At 45.9% G+C, this 21,283-nt stretch carries 19 protein-coding genes; 18 read left to right on the top strand and 1 reads right to left on the bottom strand.

The genetic code is table 11. The features are described from left to right. Positions 1-20: 20 nt before the first annotated feature. From QZN42_RS02275 to nth, 15 genes are all read left to right on the top strand, one after another. Positions 21-626, top strand: a complete 606-nt coding sequence (locus QZN42_RS02275; protein ID WP_296954108.1) for a phosphoribosylanthranilate isomerase — start codon at positions 21-23, stop codon at positions 624-626. 526 nt (positions 627-1,152) lie between these two features. Beyond that, positions 1,153-2,436, top strand: a complete 1,284-nt coding sequence (locus QZN42_RS02270; protein ID WP_296954107.1) for an O-acetylhomoserine aminocarboxypropyltransferase/cysteine synthase family protein — start codon at positions 1,153-1,155, stop codon at positions 2,434-2,436. A 178-nt stretch (positions 2,437-2,614) separates the two neighbouring features. Further along, complete coding sequence (hslV, locus tag QZN42_RS02265) at positions 2,615-3,145, top strand: ATP-dependent protease subunit HslV (RefSeq protein ID WP_296954106.1); 531 nt, start codon at positions 2,615-2,617, stop codon at positions 3,143-3,145. After that, entirely contained in the window at positions 3,145-4,497 is a 1,353-nt protein-coding gene (gene hslU / locus QZN42_RS02260; protein WP_296954105.1) for an ATP-dependent protease ATPase subunit HslU, read from the top strand. The genes hslV and hslU overlap by 1 nt, the downstream gene beginning before the upstream one ends. A gap of 181 nt (positions 4,498-4,678) precedes the next feature. After that, entirely contained in the window at positions 4,679-5,668 is a 990-nt protein-coding gene (locus tag QZN42_RS02255; RefSeq protein ID WP_296954104.1) for a biotin--[acetyl-CoA-carboxylase] ligase, read from the top strand. Positions 5,669-5,758: 90 nt separating this feature from the next. Continuing rightward, entirely contained in the window at positions 5,759-6,328 is a 570-nt protein-coding gene (locus tag QZN42_RS02250; RefSeq protein ID WP_296954103.1) for a biotin transporter BioY, read from the top strand. A gap of 204 nt (positions 6,329-6,532) precedes the next feature. Continuing rightward, positions 6,533-7,312: a type III pantothenate kinase gene (locus tag QZN42_RS02245; protein ID WP_296954102.1), complete on the top strand. Its 780-nt coding sequence runs from the start codon at positions 6,533-6,535 to the stop codon at positions 7,310-7,312. Between the two features lie 214 nt (positions 7,313-7,526). Beyond that, a complete protein-coding gene (locus QZN42_RS02240) occupies positions 7,527-8,375 on the top strand; it encodes a transporter substrate-binding domain-containing protein (RefSeq protein ID WP_296954101.1) in 849 nt (282 codons plus the stop codon). Positions 8,376-8,578: 203 nt separating this feature from the next. Then, the gene (locus QZN42_RS02235; protein ID WP_296954100.1) at positions 8,579-9,445 is read left to right on the top strand and encodes a transporter substrate-binding domain-containing protein; all 867 of its coding nucleotides are present in this window, start codon (positions 8,579-8,581) and stop codon (positions 9,443-9,445) included. Positions 9,446-9,615: 170 nt separating this feature from the next. Continuing rightward, the gene (locus QZN42_RS02230; RefSeq protein ID WP_296954099.1) at positions 9,616-10,890 is read left to right on the top strand and encodes a diaminopimelate decarboxylase; all 1,275 of its coding nucleotides are present in this window, start codon (positions 9,616-9,618) and stop codon (positions 10,888-10,890) included. 141 nt (positions 10,891-11,031) lie between these two features. Then, positions 11,032-11,589: a gamma carbonic anhydrase family protein gene (locus QZN42_RS02225; protein WP_296954098.1), complete on the top strand. Its 558-nt coding sequence runs from the start codon at positions 11,032-11,034 to the stop codon at positions 11,587-11,589. Between the two features lie 193 nt (positions 11,590-11,782). After that, positions 11,783-14,251: a leucine--tRNA ligase gene (leuS, locus tag QZN42_RS02220; RefSeq protein WP_296954097.1), complete on the top strand. Its 2,469-nt coding sequence runs from the start codon at positions 11,783-11,785 to the stop codon at positions 14,249-14,251. A 127-nt stretch (positions 14,252-14,378) separates the two neighbouring features. Continuing rightward, a complete protein-coding gene (locus QZN42_RS02215) occupies positions 14,379-16,028 on the top strand; it encodes a nucleoside kinase (protein WP_296954096.1) in 1,650 nt (549 codons plus the stop codon). An 85-nt stretch (positions 16,029-16,113) separates the two neighbouring features. Further along, positions 16,114-17,022, top strand: a complete 909-nt coding sequence (locus tag QZN42_RS02210) for an NAD(P)/FAD-dependent oxidoreductase (protein ID WP_296954095.1) — start codon at positions 16,114-16,116, stop codon at positions 17,020-17,022. Continuing rightward, a complete protein-coding gene (gene nth / locus QZN42_RS02205; protein ID WP_296954172.1) occupies positions 17,022-17,699 on the top strand; it encodes an endonuclease III in 678 nt (225 codons plus the stop codon). Before QZN42_RS02210 ends, nth begins: the two co-directional genes overlap by 1 nt. A 56-nt stretch (positions 17,700-17,755) precedes the next feature. Here nth and QZN42_RS02200 read toward each other — a convergent pair whose 3' ends face one another. After that, positions 17,756-18,730, bottom strand: coding sequence for a hypothetical protein (locus QZN42_RS02200; protein ID WP_296954094.1), 975 nt, complete (start codon positions 18,728-18,730; stop codon positions 17,756-17,758). 205 nt (positions 18,731-18,935) lie between these two features. Here QZN42_RS02200 and QZN42_RS02195 point away from each other — a divergent pair, with 205 nt between their 5' ends. The 3 genes from QZN42_RS02195 to gpmA are packed head-to-tail and all read left to right on the top strand — an operon-like array spanning position 18,936 to position 21,257. Continuing rightward, a complete protein-coding gene (locus tag QZN42_RS02195) occupies positions 18,936-19,490 on the top strand; it encodes an isochorismatase family protein (RefSeq protein ID WP_296954093.1) in 555 nt (184 codons plus the stop codon). Between the two features lie 9 nt (positions 19,491-19,499). Next, the gene (gene thiL / locus QZN42_RS02190) at positions 19,500-20,486 is read left to right on the top strand and encodes a thiamine-phosphate kinase (protein WP_296954092.1); all 987 of its coding nucleotides are present in this window, start codon (positions 19,500-19,502) and stop codon (positions 20,484-20,486) included. A gap of 12 nt (positions 20,487-20,498) precedes the next feature. Then, on the top strand, positions 20,499-21,257 hold the full coding sequence (gene gpmA / locus QZN42_RS02185; protein WP_296954091.1) for a 2,3-diphosphoglycerate-dependent phosphoglycerate mutase: 759 nt from the start codon (positions 20,499-20,501) through the stop codon (positions 21,255-21,257). Positions 21,258-21,283 lie beyond the last annotated feature (26 nt).

The raw sequence follows: 21,283 nt of genomic DNA, 5'->3' as shown, positions 1-21,283 counted from the left end.
TTTAAATCGAGGCGGTATGTATGAGAACGAAGATTAAAATCTGCGGCTTTAAAACGCCGGATGAAGTGAAGCATCTCAAACCGGCGGAAGTCGACTTCATGGGCATCGTGCTGTTTTTTTCGAAAAGCAGAAGGTCCGTATCCGTCGAGCAGGCAGAAAAAATCCTTACGGCCGTGCCTTCGGGAATCAAAAAGACGGCTGTCACTGTCTCGCCGACTCCGGAACAGGTGAAAATTATTGAAAAGGCGGGATTTGATTTTCTGCAGGTACACGGAAACCTTTCTCCGGAAGTTCTTTCAGATACATCGATTCCCATCATTCGGGCTGTCAACATCAAAAACGGTTTGCCTGAACTGGAAAAACATAGCCGTATCAAAGCATGGCTTTTTGATGCGGCGGAGCCGGGAAGCGGGAAACCCTTCGACTGGAATGCCCTTTCCGGTATACCCAGGAATGGCATGAAATGGGTCCTTGCCGGCGGTCTGAATCCTTTCAATGTTGGAGATGCCATCCGTCAGATTCATCCGGATATGGTGGATGTTTCATCTTCTGTGGAAAGACCTGAAGGAGGAAAAGATTTTCATAAAATCAATGCCTTCATAGAGGCAGTTTGTAAAGCGGACTGATAGATGGACAGCAGGCGCCTCTTCACGATATTTTAAAATTTCTGACTTGACAGTACCTTATGACTCGTGGTAAAGTTATCACAACTCCAAACAGGGAAGAAAAGAGTAGGTTTCCCAAATACGGTAAAGCGAGCCCGGCCGGTGAGAGCGGGTGCGGATAGGGAGCTGAAGTGCATTTCTGAGTTTGGGAGGCTGAAACCAGAGTAGGCTTTCCCGGGAGCTCCCGATACAGGGCTGGGGTATTGAATTTTATACCTGCAGAGCTGCATATGGTAACATACGCATGAAAATTAGGTGGAAACACGAATCTCTCGTCCTGATAGGGACGGGAGTTTTTTTATCCTTACCGGAATTCGTGGGAAATCGGGAGACGCCCGTTACAGCGCGGAGGCATACAGGACATGCCTTTACATCCTTGCAATCAGGAAGAGGAGGAAATGGGATATGATAGATTTTCGATGTAGGATGTTGAAATCGCTATAAACTTAAATTCACATATAAAATTTAAAAATAAGGAGAAATAATTATGGCAGACAAAAAATATCGCTTTGAAACCCTTCAGCAGCATGCAGGCCAGGTGGCTGATCCCACTACGGGAGCCAGGGCTGTCCCGATTTACCAGACCTCTGCTTATCTTTTCCACGATGCACAGGAAGGGGAAGACCTTTTTGCATTAAGGAAATCGGGCTTTATTTACAGCCGTCTCACCAATCCGACCCAGGAAGTATTTGAAAAGCGGATTGCCGCTCTTGAAGGTGGTACGGCAGGACTTGCCGTGGCAAGTGGGGCTGCAGCTGTCACTTATTCTATCTTAAATATTGCAGGCGCCGGAGATGAAATTATTGCCGCATCCACCCTCTATGGTGGTACTTATGAGCTTTTCACCGATACACTTCCGCAGCTGGGCATTCATACTCATTTCGTAAACCCTGACCATCCGGAAGAAATTGAAGGATTTATCAACGAAAAAACAAAAGCTGTTTATATTGAAACCTTAGGGAACCCGGCGATCAATATTCCGGACTTTGATGCTATCCGGGATATTGCTCATGCTCATAATCTTCCTGTGATTATTGATAATACTTTTGCCACTCCCTATCTCTTCCGCCCGCTGGAACACGGACTTGATGTAGTCGTTCATTCGGCAACCAAATTCATTGGCGGTCATGGTACGACTCTGGGCGGGGCCATTGTCGAAAATGGAAAGTTTAACTGGAATCAGCCTGAAAGATACCCACATTTTGCCACTCCTGATGCATCTTATCATGGCATCAACTTTGCTACCGATATACCGGGAGCAGGTTTTGTAACCCGGATTCGGGCTAAAGTCCTTCGTGATACCGGGGCGGCTATCAGCCCGATTGCCGCATGGTTCCTGCTTCAGGGGACCGAAACACTGTCCCTCCGCATGGAACGTCATACGGCAAATGCCCAGAAACTGGCGGAATATCTGGAAAATCATTCGAAGGTGTCCAAGGTCAACTATCCGGGACTGGAATCCTCCCCATACCACAAGCTGCAACTGAAATACCTGCCCAAAGGTGCAGGCTCCATCTTCTCAATTGAACTGAAAGATGGATACAAGGCAGCAAGAGGATTTATTGACAGTTTGGAAATTTTCTCTGATCTGGCAAATGTTGGTGATTCCAAGTCTCTCGTCGTTCATCCCGCTTCTACCACCCATCAGCAGCTGGATGAAGAAGCACAGCGAGCAGCCGGCATTACTCCTGGTACTGTCCGTATTTCTGTCGGCATTGAAAACATTAATGACCTTCTCGAAGATGTGGAACAGGCACTTGCAAAGATTTGATTTTCCTGCTTAAACCGGATATTGCATGATTAAGAGAGTGAAGAATCAGGCCCGTTTCTTCACTCTTTTATATTGGCCCCTTTAGGGCAGTTGTTTAAAAGTGCTTCAGTAACGTATAATAAATAAGGAATTTTCCCTGCCTTGGGCAGAAATGACGGATACAATTCAAGGAGGAAATATGTTTACAGCGACAACGATACTGGCAGTCCGCAAGGACGGCCATACTGCCATGGCCGGTGACGGTCAGGTCACCATGGGCAATGCGGTCATTATGAAAAATACGGCCAGAAAAGTGCGGCGGCTGTATCATGGAAAGATTATTGCCGGTTTTGCAGGCTCCGTGGCCGATGCATTTTCTCTTTTTGATAAATTTGAATCAAAACTGAAGGACTGCAACGGGAACCTGGTGCGGGCAGCTGTTGAATTTGCCAAGGACTGGCGGAGCGACCGGGTATTGCAGAAACTGGAAGCTCTTCTTATTCTTACCGATGGAGACCATTTATTCCTCGTATCAGGCAGCGGCGAAGTTATTGAGCCGGATGATGGAATACTGGCAATCGGAAGCGGAGGCAATTATGCCCTGGCAGCAGCCCGGGCTCTTTCTCAGAATACGGCTATGTCCGCCAGGGAAATTGCAGAGAAATCACTTCATATAGCAGCGGATATCTGCGTGTATACAAATCATAATGTGATCGTGGAGGAAATCTGATGGAAGAACTGACACCCCGTAAAATCGTGGCCTATCTGGACCAGTACATTATCGGACAGGATGAAGCCAAGCGTTCCGTGGCCGTAGCTCTTCGCAATCGCTGGCGTGCGGGAAGGCTTCCTGCAGAATTGAAAAAAGAGGTGAGCCCGAAAAACATCCTGCTCATCGGTCCCACCGGTGTGGGAAAGACGGAAATCGCAAGGCGTATCGCATCTCTCACAAATGCCCCTTTTGTAAAGGTGGAAGCTACAAAATACACAGAAGTCGGTTACGTGGGCAGGGATGTGGAATCCATGGTCCGGGATCTGGCGGAAGAAGCTGTTCGTCTTGTTAAGAAGCAAGAATCTTCCCGCCATGGAAGAGACGCAGAGGAAGAAGCGGTCCGCCGAGTGGCGGAAGCCATGTGGCCTTCGAAAAAGCCGGAGACAAGAAGCCCCATGGATATTATCTTTGGAGAAAAGAAAGAAGAATTAAAACCGGCTGAAGGGGATAAGCAGAGGAGGAAAGAGCTGGAACACCGCATCCGCACGGGCGAGCTGGATGACCGTATGGTGGAAATTGAAGTGGAAGATAAAGGCGGAGCGCCGGAATCGGATAACGAGCAGGCCAACCAGATTTCCATTATGATTGCCGGCATGATGCCCAAAAAGATGAAAAAGAAAAAAGTCACCGTTGCAGATGCAAAGAAAATATTTGCTGAAGAAGCGGCCGACGAAATGGTGGACATGGAAGTAGTGAAGGATAAGGCCATCCATTATGCCGAAGAACGGGGCATCATTTTCATTGATGAAATTGATAAAATAGCGGGTCGGGGGCATGGCGGCTCGCCAGACGTATCCCGGGAAGGGGTACAGCGGGATATTCTTCCTATCGTGGAAGGTGCCACCGTGAAGACGAAATATGGACAGATGAAGACAGACCATATCCTCTTTATGGCTGCCGGTGCCTTTCATGTATCAAAGCCAAGCGACCTGATTCCGGAGCTTCAGGGCCGCTTTCCTATCCGGGTGGAGCTTTCCAGCCTTACAAAGGATGACCTTCGTAAAATCCTGACAGAACCAAGGCAGGCGCTCATCCGCCAGTATACAGCCCTTCTGGAAACAGAGGGGGTTTCTATCCACTTTACCGATAATGCCCTGGATACCATAGCATCCATTGCTTCGAGGGTAAATTCAGAAACCGAGGATATAGGTGCCAGAAGACTTTATACCATTCTGGAACGGGTGCTGGAAGAACTTTCCTTTGATGCCCCGGATCTGGACGATAAAAATATCACCATTGACAGCAGGTATGTGGAAGAAAGGCTTGGACAGATTACGGAAAATATTGATATTTCCAATTACATTCTGTAAATCATAATGAATGATTCAGGAGCTTTTGCGATAAAGTCGGCAAGGCTCCTTTTTAATTCGTCTGATTATATGTCAAGCAAATTTATAATTCAAGTTGACCAATGGTTTACAACTGTTTATAATTAAATACAGTATCAAAAGGATTGCACAATTCCGTCATTATTCATTTAGGAGGCTCTTTATGCGAAACGAAATCCTGGATTATTTCAGGAAAGCAAACGGAGAATTCGTCTCCGGGCAGCAGATTTCGAAAGACCTGCATGTATCCCGGACGGCTATCTGGAAACATATCAATATATTGAAGGAACGGGGCTATATTTTCGAATCCAGCACCAGGAAAGGATACAGGCTTATTTATGCGCCAAACCTTCTGACACCGCTTGAAATCGAAGGAGCTCTTCACACGGATACTTTTGGCCGTCATGTGGTGTACATGGAATCCACCCAGTCCACCAATGAGGAAGCCAAGAAGATTGCCAGGGAAGGAGCAGAAGAGGGGACCATCGTAGTAGCTGAAGAACAGACTACGGGACATGGCCGGCTGACCCGCGGATTCTACAGTCCTTTCGCCAAGGGCATCTGGTTCTCCCTGATCCTTCGGCCGAAGTTCTTCCCCATGGAAGCTGCCAAGTGTACTCTCCTTGCCGCTATAGGCGTATGCAAGGGAATCCGTCGGCTTGGACTTACGGACGCCGGTATTAAATGGCCGAATGATATCCTTTTCCATGGAAAGAAACTGGTAGGTATCCTCACGGAAATGTCTGCCTCTATGGAAAAAATAGATTACATTGTCATGGGAATCGGTATTAATACGGGGATGAAGAAAAATGAATTCCCCGAAGATTTCCGCGAAGGTGCAACCTCCTTCCTGAATGAGGGAATTGACGTTTCCAGAAAAGACCTGCTCGCGGCCATTCTGTACGAACTGGAAAAGGAATATGCTATTGCACAGAATGCGGGATTTGGTAAGGTGCTGGAAGACTGGAAGACCCTTTCCGTTACCATTGGACAGGAAGTCCGGGTCATCATGGGTAATGAAAGTTATACAGGTAAAGCTATCGATATTGATAAAGACGGATGCCTCCTGGTAGATACAGGAAAAGGTATCAACCGTGTCCTTGCCGGAGATGTTTCTATCCGTCCGGCAAACGCACCGCTACCGAAAAGATAACTTCGGGAGAAATAAGCAATAACCGTTCCGGGCATTTCACTCTTCATGTCTGAACCACGGACGGCCATTTGAAAGGAGAAGAGATTTCCTATGGAAAAAGAAAAATTGCACAATATCATCAGTGCAGCTATTTTTGCTGGTATTATGGCGATTCTTTCGCAATTCATATTTCCCATCGGACCGGTACCCATTACGCTGCAGAGCTTTGTATGCGCATTGGCCGGCGGTGTGCTGGGACGAAAATGGGGAGCTATTTCCATAGGTGTCTGGCTCATTCTTGGGCTTATGGGCATCCCGATCCTTACGATGGGTAAAGCGGGAGCCGGCATTTTCTTCTCTCCTGTAGGCGGCTACTATGTGGGATTTGTCATTATGGCCTGGATTTCCGGTTTCCGTCTGGCTGAAAAAGGACATTTCCTTCGTCAGGTTTCTTCTGCCGTGCTGGGACTTATCTGCTGCTATGCCCTGGGGCTTATATGGTTTGTGACTTATTTCCATTTCGGTCTGGGAAAGGATATGTCCCTATGGACAGCTCTCACTCTTACCGTATTCCCATTTGTTGCTTTTGATCTCATCAAAGTGGTGTTGGGTGTCATCAGCGGTACAAGAATCCGTCAATCCCTCAATCAGGCCGGCTTCTATCCATCCACGGAACATTAATCCGAAAGCAGCTGCAGGAGATCTGTTGCTGCTTTTTGCGTGGAAATATAACTTTTAGACTATAAAATTTTGGCGTTGTATATATATTTGAAATAACTTTAGGAATCTGTCATGATTTCCCTTGACAGAATGCCAACTTTGTAGCATTATACTTTTGATGTAATTCACCCTCGACTTTCAGTCATTATGTTGGAGGAAATTTAGATGCTTCTTGCTTTTGATGTAGGAAATACAAATATTGTTTGCGGCGTGTACAAAGACAGGAAACTGATCAGGCACTGGCGTGTGGCTACCGATACACTGCAGACTGCTGACGGCTATGCAGCTCTTCTTGGGACCCTGTTTACATTGAATGGTCTCAGCTTCAAGGACGTGGAAGACGCTATTATTTCTACCGTCGTTCCTCCAATTATCCCGATTTTGGAAACCATGTGCCAGCGTTATTTCCATGTGAAGCCGATAATGGTTGGCCCCGGGATCAAGACTGGACTGAATATCCTTTATGATAATCCCAAGGAACTGGGAGCTGACCGCATCGTCAATGCCGTTGCGGCAGTTGCTGAATATGACTGTCCCCTGATCATCATCGATATGGGTACGGCTACCACATTCTGCGCTATTGATGCGAAAGGGAATTATCTGGGTGGTGCCGTGGCACCGGGTATCGGTATTTCCATGGAAGCCCTTTTCCAGCGTGCGTCCAAGCTGCCCCGTATCGAACTGGTGAAGACTCCGAAAATCATCTGCCGTAATACGGTCTCTGCTATGCAGGCCGGAATTTACTACGGATTTGTTGGGCAGATTGATGAAATCGTAAGTCGGATTAAAGAAGAACTGAATGAACCAAATGTAAAAGTCATCGCCACGGGTGGGCTGGCTACCCTGATTGCCAAGTCCTCTCGCACTATTGATGTGGTAGATCCTATGCTTACTTTAAAGGGCCTTCTCGTACTTTATGAAAAGAACAGGAATGAAAAAAGATAATGTATTAAAAAGATGAAATTCCGGTTTCATCTTTTTTTGTGCGGTAAAATTACATATGTTGCATTTTAATTTATAAAAGCGTATATTTATAGATAACAGAATTGATATTTGAAAACTGTGAATGTGCTGGCAAAGAAAATAACAGATGGTCGTATTGGGTATTGCTATGGTATGGGCAGAAATACCAATGATTTTACCCAGGGGAGGTTATCATATGAAAAAATCTTTAAAAATTCTACTATTTGGTGCAGCTCTCATTGGCGCTTTGACTGCTTCTGGCTGCGGCAGCTCTTCTGCTCCTGCAAAAAGTGATGCTGCGAAATCAACTGCTCAAGGCAGTCTTATGGAAACCATCAAAAAACGTGGCAAGCTTATAGTAGGTACATCCTCCGGTTATCCACCTTATGTTTTTGTAGATTCCGAATCTCCGGACAAGAGCGTTATCGGTCTGGATATGGAAATGAGCAAACAGATTGCTGATAAACTGGGCGTGAAGATGGAAGTACAGGATATGGGCTTCTCAGCTCTCTTGTCTTCCGTAACTACCGGCAAGGTGGATATTGCCGTAGGCGGGGTATCTCCTACCCCTGAAAGAGAAAAAGTTATGGCGTTCTCAGATCGATACTTGCCTACGGAACAGAAATTACTGGTTCTCAAAAAAAACCAGCATGTTTATAAATCTATGGCAGACCTTAAAGGGAAGACCATTGGCGCAGAAAAATCTACCACACAGGAAGCGACAGCCCAGAAAGTGGAAGGGGCAAAAGCTCTCGGACTTTCCAGTGTGCCGGATGCTATACTTCAGTTGAAAAATGAGAAACTGGATGGCATAGTTCTCGAAGGAGTTGTTGCTAAACAATATCTCATTTTCAATGATGATCTGGCTCTCGCAGATGTCCAGTTTAAAGATGCAAAGAAAATCTCTGCGGTAGCTTTGAAACAGGGGAATGATGATCTTGTGAAAATCATCAATGAGATTATCAAAAAGGACACAGAATCAGGCCAGTTCGAAAAATGGGTAGATGAATACAGTCGTATTGCTGTAGAAAAGGCAAAGAAATAAGGAAAATTTCAGCTATTTAATAAAAAAGATGCTCTTATGAGCATCTTTTTCATTGTAAGAGATAAATCAGGTTTTCAGGAAATCATTAATATATTTTCCAAAAGTAATGAATAAATATTGACATATATGTATAAATATGCTAATATTTATGCAATCGATTCAAGGAATAAAAATCCTGGCATATATTAGTGAAGAGGTGCAATATGATGATTAAAAGTAGAAAGGCATTAAAATTTCTGGCAATCGGTATGGCAGCTGCGGCTGCATTGACTATGGCAGGGTGCGGAGGAGGAAGTCAGAGCGCTAAATCTTCTTCTCAGCCATCACAGAAGGAAAGCGCTCTTATGCAGAAAATTAAGAAGAACGGAAAAATTGTTGTAGGTACAGCTTCTGGCTATCCGCCTTATGAATTTGTAGATACTTCTCAGGGCGATAAGAAAGTCATTGGTATCGATATGGAACTGGCGCAGAAGGTGGCTGATAAGCTGGGGGTCAAACTGGAAGTACAGGATATGAATTTCCAGGCTCTTTTATCATCTCTGACCGGTGGCAAAGTGGATGTGGCTATCGCTGGTATTAATCCAACGGATGAACGCAGAAAATCCATGGATTTCTCGGATAATTATCTTCCGACGGAACAGAAGGTTATCATCAGAAAGGCAGATGCAGATAAATATAAAAAAGTAGAAGATCTCTACGGCAAGACTATCGGCGTACAGAAATCCACTACGCAGGAAGCACTGGCAAAGGAAAAGATTAAAGATGCAAAGATTGTAGGACTGGCTCATGTACCGGAGGTGGTACTGGAACTGAAACAGGGCAAGGTAGATGGCCTTGTGGTGGAAGGCATCGTTGGCGAGCAGTATGTCATTTTTAATGACGATCTTATGTTCTCTGAAATCAAATTCCCGAATGCCGTCAAGAATTCCGCTGCAGCTATTCAGAAGGGTAACGAAGATGTAGTAGCCGTAATTAATGCAGTCATCAAGGAAAATACGGATAACGGAAATTTCAAGAAATGGACGGAGGAATACAGCAAGAAAGCTGTGGCCAATGCAAACAAGAAATAATCATCTGTTATTTATTTCTGTTAAAAACGCTGTGGGGTAGTGCTCCACAGCGTTTTTGTGAAAGAATTTCCGATAAAATTTTTTGATAAGCTCATATAGTCAGCCTTTAGTGCGTATGTTATAATGAATCAACTATTGAAAGTAATCCTTTCAGAAAGAGGGGCTTCTCCATGAACAAAAAAACCATTCCGTTTTCTGATAAACTGATTCAGGATATTGCCGCAAAGTATGGTACGCCTTTTCATATTTATGATGAAAAGGGTATTCTGGACAACGTAAAACGACTCCAGAAAGCTTTTTCCTGGAGTCCTGATTTCCATGAATATTTCGCAGTCAAAGCGACTCCGAATCCCTGGCTGATGAAAAGTCTGAAAACTCTTAATGTAGGTGCTGACTGTTCCTCCATGGCAGAACTGGTGCTTTCTGAGACCGTAGGACTTAAAGCTGATGATATTGTATTTTCTTCCAATGATACGCCGGATGAAGAATTTCTGAAAGCCAATGAGCTGGGAGCCATCATCAATCTTGATGACATTTCCAATTTGGACGATCTGGAAAGACTTCATATCGTTCCAAATAAAATCTGTTTCCGTTACAATCCGGGACCGGAACTGGCAAGAGGCAATGCGATTATCGGTACACCGGAAGAAGCAAAGTACGGAATGACCTATGACCAACTTATGAAATGCGTGGACTGGGCGAAGAATAAAGGAATTTCCTACATAGGCATTCATACCATGATCATTTCCGCGGAACTGGAACTCCCGGGGCTTCTGGGTACTATTTCCATGATGTTTGATCTGGCCAATGATATTCGTGATAAAAAAGGCGTCACCGTAAGCTTCATTGATTTTGGCGGCGGCATTGGTATTCCCTACCGTCCTGAGCAAACGGCAGTGGATCTGGAAGGTCTTGGTGAAGGGGCCAGAAAGCTTTATGAAGAAAAGATGAAGGGATTTGACCATACAAGAATCTGCTTTGAATGCGGACGCGCCATTACCGGTCCTTACGGATTCCTTGTAACGAAGGCCATTCATTATAAGCATATTTATCGGGATTATATCGGTGTGGATGCCTGCATGGCAGACCTTATGCGCCCGGGCATGTATGGTGCTTACCATCATATTACAGTTCTTGGTAAAGCTGATGCGCCGAAGGATCATGTGTATGATGTGACGGGTTCTCTTTGCGAAAATTGTGACAAATTTGCTATCCAGAGAGAACTGCCCGAAATCAGGACCGGCGACCTTATTATAATTCATGATACTGGTGCCCATGGTCACAGCATGGGATATAACTACAATGGCCGGCTCCGCCATCAGGAAATCCTGGTTCATGAAGATGGTTCAATTCAGCAGATACGGAGAAATGAAACTCTTTATAATCTCTTTGCCACTCTGGATTTTCCGCAGTTAAAAGAGAATACGTCAAAAGTGGAAAAATAAATTTTTATTGTATTATTTCTTATACGTTTTTGTTCTATAAAGAGCTTTTAATCTAAAAAAATCATAGAAAATCCAAAGGATATATAGTATAATAAACACGTAAGTTTGTCTATGATTATTATATGAGTTCAGGAGGATGAAATGTATACTTTAAAAACTGTTGAATTCAATGGAAAAACTCCACAAATCGATGAAAACGCATTTGTTGCGCCTCATACATTCCTTTCAGGTGATGTCAGGATCGGAAAATATTCCAGCATCTGGCCGGGCGTTGTTGCCAGAGGTGATGTGAATTATATTTCTGTAGGCGAATGTTCCAATGTGCAGGATCTCTGCTGCCTTCATGTGGCAGATAATCATCCCTGTATCATCGGTGATTATGTAACTATCGGACATAGTGCTGTAGTCCATGCCTGCACTATTGAAGATCATGTCCTCATCGGTATGCATGCTACCGTTATGGATGGAGCGGTCATCGGCAGAGGCTCCATCGTGGCAGCTGGTGCCCTGGTTCTTGGCGGTACCAAGGTTCCTCCGAATTCTCTTGTTGCCGGCGTCCCGGCAAAAGTGATAAAGACAATAGACCGTATGAAGAATATTCATGCACAGGCTCTCAAATATAAATGCGAGTGGGCCATCGGTTATGGAGTACATCCTGATATCGAAGGCGAGCTTTATCATGGCGAAAAGATTGTGTAATGCATACTAAATAAATGAATAAAAGTCACCTCATAAAGGATTCCTTTGTGGGGTGACTTTTATATCTTGGGCTATATTCGGATAGATCGTTATGGGAACATTTGACTACAATCCCATCGGGCTATATAATAAAGAGCAACTATTATATAAAGATAATGTTTAACATATATCTTTGGTTTTGGAAGGTGAAATTATGCGAGAAAAGTATGTTCCTCAGCAGATTGAAAAAAAGTGGCAGAAAATCTGGGAGGATACCAAAGCATTTGAGACTCATTCTGACCTGAACAAGAAGAAATACTATGTACTGGAAATGTTTCCTTATCCTTCCGGTAATCTTCATATGGGCCATGTCAGAAACTATTCTATTGGTGATGTAGTAGCCCGTTTCAAAAAGATGCAGGGTTTCAATGTCATTCACCCCATGGGCTTTGATGCCTTTGGCATGCCGGCTGAAAATGCGGCTATTAAACATGGTACTCCGCCGGCTGAATGGACTTATTCCAATATTGATAATATGACTCGTCAGCAGAAGGAACTGGGGCTGTCTTATGATTGGGACCGCAAAGTCCTGACCTGCCGGGAAGATTATTACAAGCATACCCAGAAACTCTTCGAAATTTTCTACAAACGTGGTCTGGCTTACAAAAAGGAAGCTAAGGTTAACTGGTGCAATACCTGCCATACTGTTCTTGCTAATGAACAGGTAGAAGAAGGGCGCTGCTGGCGCTGCAAAAATCCGGTAGTTAAGAAGGATCTTTCCCAGTGGTTCCTCAAGATTACTGATTATGCTGATCGTCTGCTGGCAGATCTGGACCACATGCCGGGCTGGCCGGAAAGAGTTAAAATCATGCAGAGAAACTGGATCGGCCGTTCTACCGGTACTCAGTTCTCCTTCAAGGTAGAAGGAATGGATGCAGACATCCCTGTTTATACTACCCGTGTGGATACCGTTTATGGCGTGACTTACATGGTACTGGCTCCGGAGCATCCGCTGGTTCCAAAACTCATTGCAAATAATCCGGAAAAGGCTAAACTGGAATCTTTTATCGAAGAGATGAGAAACCAGAATGATATCGTCCGTACCGCTGAAGATGCGCCGAAACTTGGTATGTTTACCGGCAGTTATGCGATTCATCCGCTTACCGGTGAAAAAGTGCCGATCTGGATTGCAAACTATGTCCTCTATGAATATGGTACCGGTGCTGTTATGGCAGTTCCAACCCATGACCAGCGCGATTTTGACTTTGCAAAGAAATACAGCCTGCCTATGAAACTGGTAGTCCAGAATAAGGCGCACAGTCTGAAACTGGAAGACATGGAAAAGGCCTATGATGCTGATGGATACCTTGTAAATTCCGGCGAATTTGACGGCCTTACTTCTGAAGAAGGCCGCAAAGCCATTACGAAGAAATTTGAAGACATGGGTATTGGTCAGGGTAAAGTCAACTATCGTCTCCGGGACTGGCTTATTTCTCGCCAGCGTTACTGGGGCTGCCCGATTCCGATCATTCACTGCCCTCACTGCGGTAATGTGCTTGTACCGGAAAAAGATCTCCCTGTAGTCCTTCCGACGGACGTCAATTTTGTCGCCGGTGCCACGTCTCCTCTGGAAACATCCGAGTCCTTCCTCCATGTAAAATGCCCGCAGTGTGGTGCTGATGCTACTCGTGAAACGGATACCATGGATACTTTCATTGATTCTTCCTGGTACTTCCTCCGCTACTGCGATCCCCATAATGAAAACGAACCATTCGATAAAAACAAGGCCAACTACTGGATGCCTGTAGATCAGTACATCGGAGGCATTGAACATGCAATCCTCCATCTGCTCTATTCCCGCTTCTTCATGAAAGTCCTTCAGGATGAAGGCATGGTCAATTATCCGGAACCTTTCACCAACCTTCTCTGTCAGGGGATGGTGCTGAAAGATGGCGGCAAGATGAGTAAGTCCGTGGGCAACGTGGTTTCCCCGGAGGAAATCGTAGGGAAATATGGTGCTGATACGGCCCGTCTCTTCATTCTCTTTGCGGCTCCGCCAGAGAAGGATCTGGAATGGTCCGACCAGGGCGTGGAAGGGTCTTATCGTTTCCTGAAACGTGTCTGGGCTATTGTGGGAAAATTCCAGGACATGGACAAGGAAGAAAAGGGCAAGCTTTCTTCTGAAGAATTTGCGCTGAGAAGAAAGCTGCACCAGACAATCCAGAAAGTCACGGAAGATCTTGACGGCAAGTTTGCCTTCAATACCGCAATTTCCTCCATCATGGAACTGGTTAACGAAATGTACCACTATGTGGAAGGCCATAAAGTGGTAGAAAAAGACCTTGCTCATGAACTGCTGAGAAACCTTCTTATCCTTCTGGCTCCTTTCGTTCCTCATATGACGGAAGAACTGTGGCAGGGCATGGATGAAGCGGAAAAGAGCGTTCATGAAGCTTCCTGGCCGGAAGTGGATAAAGAAGCTCTCGTGGTAGATGAAGTGGAGCTGGGCGTGCAGGTAAACGGAAAAGTCCGTGCAACTATTTCTGTTCCGGTCTCCATGAGCCGTGAAGAAATCGGCGCTAAAGCACAGGAACTTCCGGAAGTGAAGAAATTCACCGATGGAAAGAAGATTGTAAAAGTCATCGTCGTTCCAAAGAGAATCGTAAACATCGTAGTGAAATAAATAAGTCTTTAAAAGCTGTGAAGCTAATGGCTTCACAGCTTTTTTTCGTGAATACCGGAGAAGGGGAAATTTTATTTCTTCTTTGTGTTAAAATTAAATAAGAGAGAATTCTGACAAGGAGGTCCCCATGCATATAACCTGTGAAGGAAGAAGTTTTGATTTTTTTGACGGAGCCACTCCCCAGAATCTTTGGAATATCGTTCGCGGAAGGCGGGACAGCGGGGAAGCGGTCCTGGCCGACTGTGATGGCGATATTATTGATTTCCAGACACCCTTTAAGAAAGAGTGCACAGTAAAATGGATACCCCTGAAGGCGCCCGAATCATACCAGGCTTACCGCCGGACGGCTATCATGCTTCTCATCTGCGCGGTCAAGGAAATCTATGGAGAAAATGGAGATGTAAAAGTCAAGCATTCCCTTGGGAAATCCATTTATTGCGAATTCAGGGATGGTCACATTCCGCTGCAGAAGGAACTGAATCATCTGGCAGAACGGATGAAGGCGATTGTTAATGAGAAAAGGGATATCACCAAGCTCATCGTAGGAAAGAACCGGGCCATTGCATTCCTCCGTATGAAAGGGCGAATGGAGGATGCTGAACTTCTGTCGCAGCTGGAGGTTTCACAGCTGGATGTTGACCAGTGCGGCCGGTTCATTGATTATTTCTTTGGCCCCATGCTGCCGGATATGGGATTTGTCCAGTGTTTCGGCCTTCATTCCTATGCACCGGGATTTCTCCTTCAGCTGCCCGGTCCCGGGGAAATGACATTGTCTCCCCAGAAGGATGATCCTCTTTTTGCCAGGGTATTCCTGGAATCCCAGCGGTGGAGCGAGCTTATTGGCTGCCATAATCTGGCGGAGCTTAACAAATCCATTGATAAAGGTTCTATTTATGATTTAGTGGCCACGGCAGAAGCGCTGCAGGAAAAGAAGCTGGCAGAATTGGCAGATCTCATCTGCGGCCAGAAACCATCTATCCGCCTTGTGTGTATAGCAGGGCCCTCATCTTCTGGTAAGACTACATTCATGAAGAAACTTATCGTACAGCTCTGGGTAAATGGCGTTCGGCCCGTCATGCTGTCCCTGGATGATTATTTCAGAAACAGGGACGAAATGAAAGGAGAAAACTGGGAAAACCTGGAGGCTCTGGATCTCTCCCTTTTTGAAGAAACCGTATCCTCTCTCCTGGAGGGTAAGCCGGTCCATCTGCCTCATTTCAATTTCATTACAGGAAAAAAGGAATGGGGAGAGGAAACGGTGATCCTGGGAGAAGGCCAGCCTATCCTGGTCGAAGGACTTCATGCACTGAATCCTGAACTGACCTACTTCGTCCCTGGCTATCAGTGCCTTCGGGTGTACCTTTCTGCCCTGACCCAGCTTACAATCAATGATCATAACCGTATCTCCACTTCAGACAGTCGTCTGCTGCGCCGTCTGGTGAGGGATTTCCAGTTCCGCGGGAATGGTCCTGAACATACACTGACGGTATGGGATAATGTGCGGCAGGGAGAAGAAAAAAATATATTCCAGTTCCAGGACAGGGCCAATGTGGTCTTTAATTCTGCCCTTCTCTATGAAATCCCTGTACTGAAAAAATTGGCCCAGCCTCTTCTGGAAAGCATTCAGCCTGATAGTCCGGCTTATGGGGAGGCAAAGAGACTTCTTTATTTCCTCCAGCCATTCCGCGAACTGGACGCTTCCGTGGTCCCTGATCAATCACTGCTTCGTGAATTTGTGGGTTATAAAGGTCTTGGCAAATCGTTCCTGAACCGTTGAATGATTTTAGAAAAACGGGATTTGAACGAAGCGAAAATTTTAGATATAATAAGGCATAATCGATATGTATGAAGGGGTTGATTGAATGACAGATATTCTGATAATAGGGGCCGGCCCGGCGGGGCTCAATGCTGCCCTTTATGCAGCCCGAAAGGAACTGACCGTTAAAATTGTGACCACCGATATCGGTGGTCAGATGATGCTTACGAAAGATATTGAGAACTACCTGGGGTTTCCCTCCATTTCCGGTTTTGAACTGGCTGACAAAATGGAAGCCCACGTGCGTCAGTATCCCGTAGATATCATTTATTCCGGTGTCAAATCCCTGGTCAAAGAAAATGGTCATTTCAAAGTCATTTTAGACGATGGAAAAGAGATGACCGGAAAGACCTGTATTGTGACAGCCGGAAAGCACAGCCGTACTTTAGGAATTCCTGGAGAAAAGGAATTTACCGGCCGGGGAGTCAGCTACTGCGCCACCTGTGATGCCCCTTTCTATAGAAAAAAGACAGTTGCCATCGTAGGCGGTGGAGACAGTGCTGTTCAGGCGGCTATTGAGCTTTCAAAGATTTGTCCGAAGGTTTATCTTCTCGTGAGAAGCCGGATCCGGGCTCAGGAAATCCTTGTCCGCCGAATGAGGGCGCTGGACAATGTGGAAGTCCTTATGGGCTGGACACCGGAAAAAGTGCTGGGGGAAAAGAAAGTAACATCTCTGATTGCCCAAAATAAGGCAGATGGAAGTCTCCATGAAATCAAAGTGGATGGAGTCTTTGTGGAAGCTGGGGGAATTCCGAATATTTCCTTCCTCCCGGAAGAAGTGAAAAGAAACAGCCTGGGTGAGATTATAACTGATAAAGAAGGAGCCACGAATGTGCCCGGCCTTTTTGCGGCGGGCGATGTGACGGACTGTCGGAATAAACAGATTATCATTGCGGCTGGAGAAGGGGCAGCGGCTGCTCTCGCAGCTCATGAGTATATGCTGGCAGGTGAATGATGAGGGTAACGAAAAAAATCAAGGCTGAGCAGCTCAGGCGTCTGTCGGAAGTCTATAAAAATGATGGCACCATGCTTCATTTCTCAAGTCCATTTACACTACTGGTGGCTGTGTTGCTTTCCGCCCAGTGTACGGACAAAAGGGTCAATATCATTACGCAGCGTATTTTCCCCAGGCTCGATACGCCAGCCAAAATGGCAGAGCTTTCCCAGGAGCAGCTGGAAATGGAAATCCATGACTGCGGACTTTATAAAGCAAAGGCAAAGAATCTTCTCGGCATGTGCCATATGCTTATGGAAAACTATCATGGGGAAGTGCCGGAAGATTTTGATGAGCTGGTGAAACTGCCCGGAGTCGGGAGGAAAACGGCCAATGTAGTGCGGAGTGTAGCTTTCGGGTATCCGGCCATTGCGGTGGATACCCATGTGTTCCGCGTTTCGAACCGGCTGAAACTTTCCGTGGGTAAGACACCGAATGAAGTGGAGGAAGGATTGAAAAAGGCCATTCCCATGAAAGACTGGTCATCGGCCCACCACTGGCTCATCTGGCATGGAAGGAGAGTGTGCCATGCCAGGCGTCCTGACTGTGAAACCTGTTTCCTCCAAAATGTGTGTCCCTCCTGCACAGTAAATGTGGAACCCTGGAAACCGGGCGAAAAGACGGAATCTGAAAAATAATATTTCCAAAATAAAAAGCTGTGATCTTTCGACCACAGCTTTTTATTGTCTCGTTATCAGAACATATTGAGGAGGCCCTTGAATCCGTAGGAGGCTACAGGAAGGATAGCATCCACGGTTTTGGAAATACCGGTCGGTTCCGGAGCAGTAATGAGGAGCAGCAGGACGGCCAGAATGGTGATGCCCAGGGAAAGCAGATTGGCCTTGCCTTTGCGAGACATTTCATAATAACCGAAGAGACGCAGGCCGATAGCCCCAAAGAAGGTAATAATCAGGCCGGAAATGGAGAAGATTCCAAAGAGCAGGTTGGCCATGACAAAGGCAACGAAGAAGACCGGCAGGAAAATGAATGGGAAATTGTAAGCAATCTTTGTACGATTCACGTTGCGGCGCATATCGTCCAGCCAGTCGCCCATATCGAAGCCAAAGAGCCCGGAAAGCAGGAAAGAAAGAAGGACGATCTTTTCCCAGCAGTCGGAGAGGCGATCGCGGTTCTGGCCGAGCCACCAGAAGAGAACACACACCAGAAGACCAAGAATTCCGCCGACGATATAGTAAAGGCCGGAAGGAATGAATTTCACGATAATCATGCCGATAGTGGCAAGGATGGAACCGATGACGATCCATTTCGTCAGTTCTCCGGAAGAAGCCCGCTGATTTTCAGGCATATTTGCCCACCGTTTGTAAAGGACTTCTGTCATGAAGACAAGAAGGAAAATAGCCAGAGCTCCAAACGGGTATACAAAGACACAGAGCAGAATGAGGAGAATCGGGAGGAAAATCCTAAAACCTTTGAAGAAATGAAGTTTCTTGAAATTCAGCTTTTCATTCTGCGTATAAATCGTGAGGCGCATAAATACCAGGTAAGTCAGCATGACGCCTACCGCCTCTATGGGGTCGCAACCCGTATACAGAAGGGCACAGAATACGAGGATTGACATGTTGGCACCGGTAAAACGGCTGACCAGGGAACCGAAAAGGCCTATATTCAGGAAGGCCACAATTGCATCAGCAAAATTCAAAACATCCATCTCCTTTTAATGAAAACATACTACAATAGTATACCTGTTAGGACCATTTGGCGCAAGGTGGTTCGTTACAGGAAAATTTTATTTAAATATAAAAGTATAAAAGTATAAAAGCATTAAGGCCGGGGCTCTATGGGAAATGTCTTTTACATATATGGTAAAAACTGATAAAATAAATAAAAACCATAGTTTTCAGGAGGAATATTTCATGGATGATCTGATTATCGTTGACTGCCAGCATGACTTCATTGACGGTTCACTGGCCTGCGGACACAGCCATGAGGCGGTTTCATGGCTCATCGAGTTTATCAATACCCATGAGGTGCGCTGCCTCTATACGTCGGACTGGCACAGTAAAACTAATGGCTCTTTCAAAGTAAATGGAGGCATCTGGCCTGTCCACTGTGTGGCGGGTACTAAAGGGGCCTCTCTGGATGAATCGTTTGCAGAGGAAATCAAAGAACCTTCCAACCGGCCTTCCGCCAAAAATCTTTTTCTGAAAGGAAAAGATGACAAAGTGGAACAATATTCTGCTTTTAATGGAACCAGTGAAAAAGGAGAAGTTCTTGGAAATATCGCTTCACCCCATGTCTATGTGGGTGGTATTGCATCCGAATACTGCGTGAAGGAAACGGTCCTTGCCCTTCTCTCAGCAGGAAGGAAAGTAACCCTTCTGGCATCTGGACTGGGTTACGTATCTGAAGCGGACCATATGAAAGCACTGAAAGAACTGGAAGAAAAGGGTGTGGAAATCCTTAAATAAGGAGACCTTATGAGTGAAGTCAGGATAGGGGATATAGGGGAATTCGGGCTCATCTGCCGTCTTACGCACGATTTCATTTACCGGCCGGAACTGGTTCGGCTGGGAGTCGGCGATGACGGGGCGGTCTATCACCTGCCGGAAGGCTTTGATGAAGTCATTTCCACGGATACCATGGTGGAAGGGATTCATTTCACCAGAGATACCATGGGACCGGAAGATGTGGGATACCATCTGGCAGCTTCCAATTTCAGTGATATGGCTGCCATGGGAGCTGACGTTCATGGATTTGTCCTTTCCATTGCGCTTCCTGATGAACTTCCTGTTGAATGGGTGGAAAAACTGTATGATGGCATCCGCCTCTGCTGTAAAAAATACCGTGTCAATCTTCTTGGCGGAGATGTCACAGGATCTCCGAGAGGAATCATTCTCACCGGGACTGTGCTGGGGATCGTTCCTGAAGGGAAAGCAGTACCCCGGAGCGGGGCCGAAGAAGGGGACCTGGTTTTCGTGACGGAAACCATTGGTGATTCTGCCGCAGGACTTTATGCCATTCTTCATGGAAAGGGAAAAGACTGGCCCTTTCTTGTCAAAAGGCATCGACGTCCGGAGCCCCAGATTGAAAAAGGAATTCTTCTGCGGAAAGCGGGAGCCCATTCTTTAAATGATATTTCTGATGGCCTTTCAAGGGAATTAAATGAGATTGCTTCGGCATCGCAGGTGGAAATAGAAATCAATCCTTCTCTTATTCCTCTTTCTAAAGAAGCGAGAAAGCTGGCAGCAGAAGCTCATATGGATCCTCTTTCCTGGGCTTTCAACGGGGGAGAAGATTATGAACTGACGGGTACCATTTCCCCTGAATCTTTTGATACAATAGAAAGTAAAGACGGAATCATCGTCATTGGCAGGGTTACTGGCCGGGGTCAGGGCGTTTATTTGAAAAACAATGAAAAAAGGAAAGTTCTGGAAATTCATGGTTATGATCATTTTGTTAAATAATGGGAGGAAACTATGTACACACTTGTAGTCATCAGACATGGTGAAAGCGAATGGAATAAACTCAACCTTTTCTGCGGCTGGACGGATGTCGAGCTCTCCGATAAGGGCTTTGAAGAAGCAAAGGAAGCAGGCCGCCTGATGAAGGAAGAAGGGCTGACTTTTGACTCCTGCTATACATCCGTACTGAAAAGAGCAATCCATACGGCCTATACTGCTCTTGATGTGATGGACCTGAACTGGATTCCGGTGATTAAGGATTATCATCTGAATGAACGCCATTACGGGGCCCTTCAGGGACTGAACAAGACGGAAACAGCCGATAAATATGGGGAGAAACAGGTTCATCTCTGGAGGCGTTCCTACGATGTCCGCCCTCCGGCACTCTCTGCTGAGGATCCGAGAAATCCTGTGAACCAGGCTCCCTATCAGAAATTTAAAGACGAAGTGGAACTGCCGCTTACGGAATGCCTGAAAGATACGGTGGCCCGTGTGGCACCCTATTTTGAAGAAGTCATCCGTCCGCAGATTGAAAAAGGCGAAAAAATCCTCATTGCGGCTCATGGCAATTCTATCCGTGCCCTGAGAAAACACCTGGAACATATTTCCGACAGTGAAATCGCCGGCATGAATATTCCTACCGGTATTCCCCTCGTTTACCATATCAATCCTGACTTTACCATTCATGATGTGGGATACCTGGGCGATCAGGAGGCGATTCAGGCCAAGATCAATGCGGTGAAAAACCAGTCTGCCGCTTCTGCAAAAAAATAAGGAGGTGCCGGGAGGCTTCCGGGGTA

The sequence above is a fragment of the uncultured Dialister sp. genome (assembly GCA_900314595.1).
In the GTDB taxonomy this organism is placed as follows: Bacteria; Bacillota; Negativicutes; order Veillonellales; family Dialisteraceae; genus Dialister.
The sequence above is the reverse complement of the archived record's forward strand: the minus strand, read 5'-3'. Positions and strand labels throughout refer to the sequence as shown.

Bases quoted from the DNA above. Each gene is read 5' to 3' on its own strand.
- hslV (WP_296954106.1), top strand. From the start codon at position 2,615: ATGTTTACAGCGACAACGATACTGGCAGTCCGCAAGGACGGCCATACT.
- hslU (WP_296954105.1), top strand. From the start codon at position 3,145: ATGGAAGAACTGACACCCCGTAAAATCGTGGCCTATCTGGACCAGTAC.
- QZN42_RS02215 (WP_296954096.1), top strand. From the start codon at position 14,379: ATGCATATAACCTGTGAAGGAAGAAGTTTTGATTTTTTTGACGGAGCC.
- QZN42_RS02275 (WP_296954108.1), top strand. From the start codon at position 21: ATGAGAACGAAGATTAAAATCTGCGGCTTTAAAACGCCGGATGAAGTG.
- gpmA (WP_296954091.1), top strand. From the start codon at position 20,499: ATGTACACACTTGTAGTCATCAGACATGGTGAAAGCGAATGGAATAAA.
- QZN42_RS02210 (WP_296954095.1), top strand. From the start codon at position 16,114: ATGACAGATATTCTGATAATAGGGGCCGGCCCGGCGGGGCTCAATGCT.
- leuS (WP_296954097.1), top strand. From the start codon at position 11,783: ATGCGAGAAAAGTATGTTCCTCAGCAGATTGAAAAAAAGTGGCAGAAA.
- QZN42_RS02230 (WP_296954099.1), top strand. From the start codon at position 9,616: ATGAACAAAAAAACCATTCCGTTTTCTGATAAACTGATTCAGGATATT.
- QZN42_RS02195 (WP_296954093.1), top strand. From the start codon at position 18,936: ATGGATGATCTGATTATCGTTGACTGCCAGCATGACTTCATTGACGGT.
- thiL (WP_296954092.1), top strand. From the start codon at position 19,500: ATGAGTGAAGTCAGGATAGGGGATATAGGGGAATTCGGGCTCATCTGC.
- QZN42_RS02255 (WP_296954104.1), top strand. From the start codon at position 4,679: ATGCGAAACGAAATCCTGGATTATTTCAGGAAAGCAAACGGAGAATTC.
- QZN42_RS02245 (WP_296954102.1), top strand. From the start codon at position 6,533: ATGCTTCTTGCTTTTGATGTAGGAAATACAAATATTGTTTGCGGCGTG.
- QZN42_RS02240 (WP_296954101.1), top strand. From the start codon at position 7,527: ATGAAAAAATCTTTAAAAATTCTACTATTTGGTGCAGCTCTCATTGGC.
- QZN42_RS02270 (WP_296954107.1), top strand. From the start codon at position 1,153: ATGGCAGACAAAAAATATCGCTTTGAAACCCTTCAGCAGCATGCAGGC.
- QZN42_RS02250 (WP_296954103.1), top strand. From the start codon at position 5,759: ATGGAAAAAGAAAAATTGCACAATATCATCAGTGCAGCTATTTTTGCT.
- QZN42_RS02200 (WP_296954094.1), bottom strand. From the start codon at position 18,730: ATGGATGTTTTGAATTTTGCTGATGCAATTGTGGCCTTCCTGAATATA.
- QZN42_RS02225 (WP_296954098.1), top strand. From the start codon at position 11,032: ATGTATACTTTAAAAACTGTTGAATTCAATGGAAAAACTCCACAAATC.
- nth (WP_296954172.1), top strand. From the start codon at position 17,022: ATGAGGGTAACGAAAAAAATCAAGGCTGAGCAGCTCAGGCGTCTGTCG.
- QZN42_RS02235 (WP_296954100.1), top strand. From the start codon at position 8,579: ATGATGATTAAAAGTAGAAAGGCATTAAAATTTCTGGCAATCGGTATG.